This window comes from Actinophytocola sp. (genome assembly GCF_035942955.1).
Taxonomy (GTDB): domain Bacteria; phylum Actinomycetota; class Actinomycetes; order Mycobacteriales; family Pseudonocardiaceae; genus DASYTH01.
Window position 1 is genome coordinate 42,774 of record NZ_DASZCQ010000313.1, and the last position, 9,104, is coordinate 51,877.

The following is a 9,104-nucleotide window of genomic DNA, read 5'->3' on the forward strand; positions in this document are numbered from 1 at the left end:
GTCAACCGTCGATAGGCTGCCCCGGCAGTGTCGCTGAAGGAAGGAACATCGTGAGCGAGCGCACCCTGGTCCTCGTCAAGCCGGACGGCGTCAGCCGCGGCCTGATCGGCGAGGTGATCTCGCGCATCGAGCGCAAGGGCCTCACCCTGGCCGCGCTCGAGCTGCGCACGGTCGACCAGACCCTTGCCGAGCGGCACTACGCCGAGCACGCGGGCAAGCCGTTCTTCGCGTCGCTCCTGGAGTTCATCACCTCCGGCCCGGTGGTGGCCGCCGTGGTCGAGGGGCCCCGGGCGATCGACGCGTTCCGCCAGCTCGCCGGCGCCACCGACCCGGTCAAGTCGACCACCGGCAGCATCCGCGGCGACTTCGCCCTCGAGGTGCAGAACAACATCGTGCACGGCTCGGACTCGCCGGAGTCGGCCAAGCGCGAGATCGACCTGTGGTTCCCTGGACTCGGCTGACTCAACCGGCGGCGTAAACCGTTCGGCTCCGTCGGAGCCCTTGCCTAGGCTGCAGGGTCGTGGGTGGGAACGGTCCGCTGGTCTACGCGAAGGATCTCGTCAAGCGGTTCGGCAAGATCGAGGCCGTGCGGGGGATCGACGTCGAGGTCCGCCGCGGTGAGGCGTTCGGCTTCCTGGGGCCCAACGGCGCCGGCAAGTCGTCCACCATGCGCATGGTCGGCTGCGTGTCCCCGCGCACCGGCGGCGAGCTGCGCGTGCTCGGCATGGAGCCGGACACCGAGGGTCCACGGATCCGGGCCCGGCTGGGGGTCGTGCCGCAGCTGGACAACCTCGACCAGGAGCTGACCGTCCGGCAGAACCTGCACATCTACGGCCGCTACTTCGGCATGTCCAAGGCCCAGGTGCGGGCCAAGGCGGCCGAGCTGCTCGACTTCGTCCAGCTCGCCGAGCGCGCCGACGACGAGGTCGAGCCGCTGTCCGGCGGCATGAAGCGGCGCCTCACGATCGCCCGGTCGTTGATCAACGATCCGGAGCTGCTGCTGCTCGACGAGCCCACCACCGGCCTCGACCCGCAGGCCCGGCATCTGTTGTGGGACAGGCTGTTCCGGCTCAAGCAGACCGGCGTCACGCTGATCGTCACCACGCACTACATGGACGAGGCCGAGCAGCTGTGCGACCGGCTGGTGGTGATGGACGGCGGGAAGATCGCCGCCGAGGGCAGCCCGGCCGAGCTGATCGCCCGCTACTCCACGAAGGAGGTGCTCGAGCTGCGGTTCGCCGCCGGCGCGCAGGAGGCCGCCGAGCCCCTCGTGGCCGGCCTCGCCGAGCGGGTCGAGGCGCTGCCCGACCGCCTGCTGCTCTACACCTCCGACGGCGAGTCGGCGCTCGCGGCCGCGCACGCCCGAGGGGTCAACCCGATGTCCAGCCTCGTCCGGCGCAGCACGCTCGAGGACGTCTTCCTGCGGCTGACCGGCCGCACGCTGGTGGAGTGATGACCGTCCAACTGCGAGTCGGCCCGCTCATCGGAACATTGCGGGCGGTGGAGTACCACTGGATCTGGTACGCCAGGAACTGGCGCGCCACGGTGATCTCCAGCTTCCTGCAGCCGGTGCTGTTCCTCGTCGCGCTCGGGTTCGGGTTCGGCTCGCAGGTGCGGCCGAGCGCGGCCACCGGCGGCCTGGCCTACGTCGTCTTCCTGGTGCCGGCGCTGCTGGTGGTCACCGCCGTGCAGATCGCGTCGTGGGAGTCCACGTACTCGATCCTCAACTCGTTCAAGTGGGAGCAGAACTACTGGGCGGTGATCGCCACTCCGGTGACCCCGGGGCAGATCCTCTGCGGCCAGCTGGTCTGGGGCGCGCTGCGGCTGCTCGGCAGCACGACGATCTTCCTGGCGGTGGCGGCGGTGCTGGGTGCGGTGCCCGGTCCGGGTGGCGTGCTGGCCGTGCCGGTCGCCGTGCTGGCCGGCATGGCGTTCTCCGCCCCGGTGATGGCGTGGAGCGCCACCAAGGACAGCGCCGAGGGGTTCGCCGGTCTGTTCCGGTTCGTCATCCTGCCGATGACGCTGTTCACCGGGGCGTTCTTCCCGGTGAGCCAGCTGCCGGACTGGGTGCAGCCGCTGGCCTGGCTGACCCCGGTGTGGCAGGGCATCGAGCTGGCCCGCGGAGTGGCGTTCGGCTCGCTGGACCCGCTGCCCGCACTCGGTCACACCGGTTACCTCGTCGCGTTGCTGTCGGTCGGGGTGCTGCTCGGGCGCCGGTCGTTCCGGCGCAGGCTGGCGGTGTAGGCGATGGCACAGCGGGTTCAGCAGCCGGCGAGCGCGGGCATCGCCCTGCGCGTCCTGCCGCCCGGCATGTACGCGGGCCGGGCGCGGGTCCTCGTCGAGCGCTCGCTGCTGGTGAACAGCCGGATCTGGCTGTCGTTCGTGTCCGGCTTCTTCGAGCCGCTGCTGTACCTGCTGTCGCTCGGGATCGGGTTCGGCGTGCTGGTGCCGGAGATGCCCGGACCCGACGGCCGGCCGCTGAGCTACGTGGCCTTCGTCGCGCCCGCGCTGCTTGCCGCGTCGGCGATGAACGGCGCGGTGTACGACGCCACCTTCAACATCTTCTTCAAGTTCAAGTACGCCAAGGTCTACGACGCGATGCTGGCCACCCCGCTGGGGCCGGTGGACATCGCGATCGGCGAGATCGCCTGGGCGCTGCTGCGCGGCGGCCTGTACACGGTCGGCTTCCTCGGGGTGCTGCTCGGCATGGGCCTGATCGCCTCGCCGTGGGCGCTGCTGATCGTGCCGGCGGCGCTGGTCATGGCGTGCGGCTTCGCCGCGGTGGGTATGGCGGCCACCACGTTCATGCGGTCCTGGCAGGACTTCGACCTGGTGCAGCTTGCGCTGCTGCCGATGTTCCTGTTCTCCACGACGTTCTTCCCGCTGAGCGTGTACCCCGGCCCGGTCCAGGTCGGCGTCCAGTGCTTCCCGCTCTACCACGGCATCGAGATCATGCGCGCGCTGGCCATCGGGCTCGTCGACCCGTCGATCCTCGGGCACCTGGCGTATTTCCTGGCGATGGCCGCGGTCGGCGGGGTGATCGCGGCGCGGCGGCTAGGGGTCCTGCTGCTTCGCTGACTTGTGCGGGCTTACCGGCGCCGAGGCCGGGCCGAAGGCCCGCCGAGGGGTCGGTGTCTGCCAAACCGGCGGCCGGCAATGGCAAGTAGTGCTTCCAGCCCTGCCCGCACATTGAATTCGACGCTGACCGATTGCGAAGTCGATCTCGAGTCGAGATAGTTGAACGGTTGACTGACCAACTCGCCTCAGCTGGAGGTTGTAGTGGACGTCGTCGCTCTCATTGGACGCATCCTGTTCGTGGTCCTGTTCCTCGGCTCCGGGTTCGCCCACCTGACCCAGACGGAGGCAATGTCCGGATACGCCGCCAGCAAGGGGGTGCCGGCCGCCAAGCTGGCCACCCAGATCACCGGCGTCATGATGATCATCGGCGCGGTGATGATCCTCCTCGGCGTCTGGTCCGACCTCGGCGCCCTGCTGCTGGTCGTGTTCCTGATTCCCACCGCGGTGCTCATGCACGCCTTCTGGAAGGAGACCGACGCCCAGGCCAAGCAGATGGAGATGATCCAGTTCCAGAAGGACCTGGCGCTGGGCGGCGCCGCGCTGCTGCTGTTCGCCCTGTATGCCAAGCTCGGCGACGACCTCGGCCTGACCATCACCGGACCCCTGTTCAAGTAGCGGTTACCCTGAACGACTGTGAGCGTGGAGTCGGTCTATCCGAGGCTTGAGTCGCTGCTGCCCAGGGTGACCAAGCCGGTCCAGTACATCGGTGGTGAGCTCAACGCCACCGTCAAGGACTGGGACTCCACCACCGTGCGCTGGGCGTTGATGTACCCGGACGCCTACGAGGTCGGGCTGCCCAACCAGGGCATCATGATCCTGTACGAGGTGCTCAACGAGCAGCCGGACGTGCTCGCCGAGCGCACCTACTCGGTCTGGCCCGACCTCGAGGTGCTGATGCGCCGGCACGGCGTTCCGCAGTTCACTGTGGACGCTCACCGGCCGGTCGGCGCGTTCGACCTGTTCGGGGTGAGCTTCGCCACCGAGCTGGGCTACACCAACCTGCTGACCGCGCTGGATCTGGCCGGCATCCCGCTGCGCGCCGCCGACCGCACCGGCGAGCACCCGATCGTGATCGCCGGTGGGCACGCCGCGTTCAACCCCGAGCCGATCGCCGACTTCCTCGACGCCGCCGTGCTCGGCGACGGCGAGGAGGCCGTCCTGGAGATCACCGACGTGGTGCGCCGGTGGAAGGCGGAGGGCCGCCCCGGCGGGCGCGACGAGCTGCTCACCCGGCTGGCCGAGACCGGCGGCGTCTACGTGCCGCGGTTCTACGACGTCAGCTACCTCGACAACGGCGAGCTGGCCGCCGTCGTCCCCAACCGGCCGCGGATCCCGGCCAGGGTGGCCAAGCGCACCACGATGGACCTCGACGAGTGGCCCTACCCGAAGCAGCCGCTCGTGCCGCTGGCCGAGACCGTGCACGAGCGGATGAGCGTGGAGATCTTCCGCGGCTGCACGAGGGGTTGCCGGTTCTGCCAGGCCGGCATGATCACCCGCCCGGTCCGGGAGCGGTCCATCGAGGGCATCGGCGCGATGGTCCACAAAGGACTTGAGGCGAGCGGCTTCGAGGAGGTCGGGCTGCTGTCGCTGTCCAGCGCGGACCACTCGGAGATCGCCGAGATCACCAAGGGGCTGGCCGACCGCTACGAGGGCACCAACACCGGGCTGTCGCTGCCGAGCACGCGGGTGGACGCGTTCAACATCGACCTGGCCAACGAGCTGTCCCGCAACGGCCGGCGCTCCGGGCTGACCTTCGCCCCGGAGGGCGGCAGCGAGCGGATCCGCCGTGTGATCAACAAGATGGTGTCCGAAGAGGACCTCATCCGGACGGTCAGCGCCGCCTACGCCAGCGGCTGGCGCCAGGTGAAGCTGTACTTCATGTGCGGCCTGCCCACCGAGACCGACGACGACGTGCTGCAGATCGCCACCATGGCGCACGAGGTGATCCGCGCCGGCCGCGCGGCAAGCGGCCGCAAGGACATCCGCTGCACGATCTCCATCGGCGGGTTCATCCCCAAGCCGCACACCCCGTTCCAGTGGGCCGCCCAGTGCGATCCATCCACTGTGGACAGCCGGCTGCGCAAGCTGCGTGAGGCGGTCAACTCCGACCGCAGCCTCGGCCGCAACATCGGAATGCGTTACCACGACGGGGAACCCAGCCACATCGAGGGCCTGCTGTCCCGCGGCGACCGCCGGGTCGGCAAGGTGATCGAGCACGTCTGGCGCGCCGGCGGCCGGTTCGACGGCTGGCGCGAGCACTTCTCCTACCAGCGCTGGGTCGCCGCCTGCGCGGCCGAGCTCGAGCCGCTCGGCGTGAGCCTCGACTGGTACACCACCCGCGAGCGCGGCGAGGCCGAGGTGCTCCCGTGGGACCACCTCGACTCGGGCCTGGACAAGACCTGGCTCTGGGACGACTGGCAGGACGCGCTGAACGCCAGGGAACAGGACGACTGCCGCTGGACGCCGTGCTTCGACTGCGGCGTCTGCCCGGCGATGGGCACGGACATCCAGATCGGTCCCACGGGGCGGAAGTTGCTGCCGTTGACTCCGGTGTAGCTGGGACCGGTGGGGTCCGGTTGGGGGCCGGGGGTGGGGGCGTATTGGGTTGGCAGCACGGCTGGGTTGGTTTGGCGGGTGCCGGTTGGTCGGGGTGGGGGCGCTGGGGTTTGGCCGGGTGGCTGGGCTGCGTTGGCGGATGCCGGTTGGTCGGGTGGGGCGCGATGGTCTGGTTGGATGGCTGGGCTGCGTTGGCGGGTGCCGGTTACTTCCCGACCGCTGCCAGCGCGTCGACCAGGCCGTGGCCGTGGAAGCCGTTGTAGGGCGCGTAACCCGAGCAGTAGGCGTCCTGGGCGCCGGTGCCGTGCAGGTCGTAGTCGGCGGGGCACTGGATGGGCTCGGCCTGGGTGGTGAGCATTCGGGCCAGTTGTTGGGGTGGGGCGTTCGGGTGGGTGGATGCCAGGAGCGCGACGACGCCGGTGGCGTGTGGGGCGGCCATGGAGGTGCCGCAGTAGCGTTCGTATCCACCCGGGACGGTGGACAGCACGCACTTGTTGCCGTCGCGCTGGCCGGCGGTGGCCACTTCGCCGCCCGGGGCGGTGACGTCGACGACGCCGAGGCCGTAGGAGCTGTAGCTGGCTTTGAGTTTGTCCGGGCCGACGGCGGACACCGCGACCACGCCGCGCAGGCCGGCGGGGAGCACACGGCAGTCGTTGTTGGGGCGGCGGCTGAGGTCGACGCCTTCGTTGGTGGCGGCGGCCACGGTGAGCACGCCCTGGCGGGTGCTGTGGTCGACGGCGCGGCGGACGGCCTCCTGCACCACGCGCTCGCTGTCCCGGTTGCAGGTCATCAGCCACGGGTCGACGAAGTAGGAGTTGTTGGTGACGGTCATGCGGTTCGCCGACGCCCACATGAGGCCGCAGATGGCGTACTCGGGGAGGATGAAGCCGTTGTCGTCGACGACCTTCACCGAGGCGATCCGGACGCCGGGGGCGACGCCGGTGATCCCGTGGCCGTCGTCGGCGGCGGCGATGGTGCCGGCGACGTGCGTGCCGTGCGGGGAGGCGGTGGGCCGCCAGGCCGCGGGGGTCGGGTCCGGCTTGCCGGTCAGGCAGCCGGCCGAGACGGTGGGGTCGAGGGCGCCGCGCAGGTCCGGGTGGTTCGGGTCGACGCCGGAGTCCAGGACGCCCACCACGACGTCGCGGCTGCCCCGGGAGATCTTGTGGGCCGCGTCGGCGTTGATCATCGACATGTCCCACTGCTCGGCGCTGCGATCGGCGATGGGCACCTGGGCGGCGTTCGCGGTGACCAGCTCGGCGCCGGACCCGGTCTCGTCCGACTTGCGCGCCCGGACCACCTGCTGCGCGCTGAACGCCCGGTCGCGGCCGATCCGGTCGGCGAACCGCTCGTAGGTGGAGGTGGCCACCGCGACGGCGATCTGCGGGTAGTAGACGACCAGCTCGCCGCACGCGCCGGTGAGCTCCTCGGCCGCTACCGGCTGAGTCGTGCCGGGGTTGAACAGCACGACGTAGCGCAGCGCGGCCACGTCGGCGGCGCACTCCGGCGCCGGCGGGCCATCGTCCGGCCTGGCGGTGGCGACGTTCGCACCGGTCAACAGCGCCGCAACCAGAACGGCGGCGCCGACCGCCGCCGCCCGCGCACGGCGGAGGAGAGGCACGGGGCAGACCTCCATACGTGTGGTCGACCGGGTTCGGGGGCACCGGCCTCCACGGCCGGACGGTAGCCAGCGCGCCGCGTTCAGACAAGCGCGCCGGGCCGAACTGGGTTTGGGGGTACGGTGCCAGCCGACCGCGGTGAACACCAGGGGAGCAGTGCACTCCCCACCGGAAGGAGTAACACGCTGAGTCGTCAGGACCAACCGAACCCGTCACCGGCGCCGGTGCAGAAGCTGCGGTTGCGCTATGCGAAACGGGGGCCACTGAGGTTCACCTCACACCGGGACGTGGCCAGGGCCTTCGAGCGGGCCCTGCGCCGGGCCGGGGTGCCGATGGCCTACTCGCTGGGCTTCAGCCCGCACCCGAAGATCTCCTGGATCGGTGCCTCGCCGACCGGCGTGGCCAGCGAGGCGGAGTACGTGGAGATCCAGGTCATCGAGCGGGTCGACCCGGCCGGCCTGGCCGCCCGGCTGGACGCGGTCATGCCGGCCGGGCTCGACGTGCTCGAGGCGGTGACCGCGACCGGCGGCGCGCTGACCGAGCGGATCGAGGCGAGCCGCTGGCGCATCGAGGTGCCCGGCGTGCCGGCCGGGGAGCTGCGAGCCGCCGTCGACCGGCTGCTGGCCGCCGACTCGGTGCTGGTCGAGCGGCTGACCAAGCAGGGAATGCGCACGATCGACGTGCGACCCGCGGTGGTGACCGCGGAGGTGTCAGGCATCAATCAGCCGTATGGGATACTTGATGTGGTCGTGCGGCAGCTGACACCTGCCGTCCGGCCGGACGACGTGATGAGTGCGCTTCGCGTCGTCGCCGCCCTCGAACCGCCGACACCCGCGAAGGCGACTCGGATGGCGCAGGGGCGGCTTGACGACAGCGGAGGCCTGTCCGACCCGTTGGCCCACGACCGGGCCGCGGCATCCGGATGGGCGCTGCGGGAGCCGCCTCATAGCGACGTGGACTGACCTGCCGTGCCGGGTCGCCGAACGCGTTCGGAGGCCCCACGGCGAGAGGCGAGGATTCCCGCCGCCCGGCGGCGGAACAGGCAACCGTCTCCACTGCCTTGCGCGGTGGAGCGACACAACTAAAGGCCCCTGCGTGGCCGCGACCGACGCTGGTAGCGAGGTGGACGCGCCCGGGGGCGGAGGAGCTACATGTCGGATACGTCGACACCTGCCGGGCAAACCGGCGGGAACACCACCACATCCACCAACCCGAGCCTGGCCGATCTCCCGGCGCGAATCCGGGTGCACGCCCTGGCCAAGCTGCTCGACCGCAGCAGCCGCGAGGTCCTCGACGCGCTGACCGAGCTCGGCGAGGACGGGCGCAGCGCCCAGTCCAGCATCAGCCGCGACGTCGCACTCAAGATCGCCGAGGTGCTGCTCGAGACGCCGGCCGAGGAGGAGCCGCCGCAGGCCGCCCGGCCGCCCGCCGAGCCGGCCCGCACGGCGCCGCCGCCCACGCCCGTGTTCGCGTCGGCGTCCCCGCTGTTCATGGCGCCGGACCCGAGCAAGGCACAGGTCCAGGCGCCGCCGCCGCGCCAGGTCGAGGAGCCGGAGGAGGAGGACGACGACTCCGAGGGCCCGGATGAGGCCGCCGACGAGGACGGCACCGGCCGGCGCCGCCGCCGGCGTGGCCGCCGCGGCCGGGGCCGTGGCAAGGGCGGCCAGGACGACAGCACCGTCGACGAGGCCGAGGAGGAGCCCGCCGCGGAAGCCGCCGAGCCCGCCGAGAAGCCGGCCGGCCAGAAGAAGAAATCCAAGGCCAAGGCGGCCCCCGAGGAGAGCGAGGCGGCCGAGACCGACGCGGACGGCGGCGTCGTGGAGGGCGCCACCCAGCGCCGCCGGCGCCCGCGGC

General features: G+C 71.2%; 9 protein-coding genes. 8 read left to right on the forward strand and 1 reads right to left on the reverse strand.

The features are described from left to right. Positions 1–50: 50 nt before the first annotated feature. The 6 genes from ndk to VGX25_RS31130 all read left to right on the forward strand — a co-directional run bounded on the left by ndk (position 51) and on the right by VGX25_RS31130 (position 5,634). Complete coding sequence (gene ndk / locus VGX25_RS31105) at positions 51–461, forward strand: nucleoside-diphosphate kinase (RefSeq protein WP_326921519.1); 411 nt, start codon at positions 51–53, stop codon at positions 459–461. A gap of 59 nt (positions 462–520) precedes the next feature. Further along, positions 521–1,453: an ABC transporter ATP-binding protein gene (locus tag VGX25_RS31110; protein WP_326921520.1), complete on the forward strand. Its 933-nt coding sequence runs from the start codon at positions 521–523 to the stop codon at positions 1,451–1,453. Beyond that, entirely contained in the window at positions 1,453–2,244 is a 792-nt protein-coding gene (locus VGX25_RS31115) for an ABC transporter permease (protein ID WP_326921521.1), read from the forward strand. Before VGX25_RS31110 ends, VGX25_RS31115 begins: the two co-directional genes overlap by 1 nt. A gap of 3 nt (positions 2,245–2,247) precedes the next feature. Then, positions 2,248–3,078 (forward strand): ABC transporter permease, encoded by an 831-nt coding sequence (locus tag VGX25_RS31120; RefSeq protein ID WP_326921522.1) that lies wholly within the window; start codon positions 2,248–2,250, stop codon positions 3,076–3,078. A 201-nt stretch (positions 3,079–3,279) separates the two neighbouring features. Further along, entirely contained in the window at positions 3,280–3,693 is a 414-nt protein-coding gene (locus VGX25_RS31125; RefSeq protein WP_326921523.1) for a DoxX family protein, read from the forward strand. A gap of 18 nt (positions 3,694–3,711) precedes the next feature. Continuing rightward, positions 3,712–5,634 (forward strand): TIGR03960 family B12-binding radical SAM protein, encoded by a 1,923-nt coding sequence (locus VGX25_RS31130; RefSeq protein WP_326921524.1) that lies wholly within the window; start codon positions 3,712–3,714, stop codon positions 5,632–5,634. Positions 5,635–5,839: 205 nt separating this feature from the next. On the opposite strand, the gene VGX25_RS31135 is transcribed toward VGX25_RS31130, so the two are convergent. Further along, on the reverse strand, positions 5,840–7,252 hold the full coding sequence (locus tag VGX25_RS31135; RefSeq protein ID WP_326921525.1) for a S8 family peptidase: 1,413 nt from the start codon (positions 7,250–7,252) through the stop codon (positions 5,840–5,842). Between the two features lie 222 nt (positions 7,253–7,474). On the opposite strand from VGX25_RS31135, the gene VGX25_RS31140 reads away from it, so the two are divergent. Beyond that, positions 7,475–8,212 (forward strand): TIGR03936 family radical SAM-associated protein, encoded by a 738-nt coding sequence (locus VGX25_RS31140; protein WP_326921526.1) that lies wholly within the window; start codon positions 7,475–7,477, stop codon positions 8,210–8,212. 189 nt (positions 8,213–8,401) lie between these two features. Beyond that, positions 8,402–9,104 (forward strand): translation initiation factor IF-2 N-terminal domain-containing protein (locus VGX25_RS31145; RefSeq protein WP_326921527.1); only part of this gene is annotated, 703 nt, incomplete at its 3' end.

What these genes read in the sequence shown, in the direction of transcription:
- VGX25_RS31120 (WP_326921522.1), top strand. Translation starts at nt 2,248, where the DNA reads ATGGCACAGCGGGTTCAGCAGCCGGCGAGCGCGGGCATCGCCCTGCGC.
- VGX25_RS31115 (WP_326921521.1), top strand. Translation starts at nt 1,453, where the DNA reads ATGACCGTCCAACTGCGAGTCGGCCCGCTCATCGGAACATTGCGGGCG.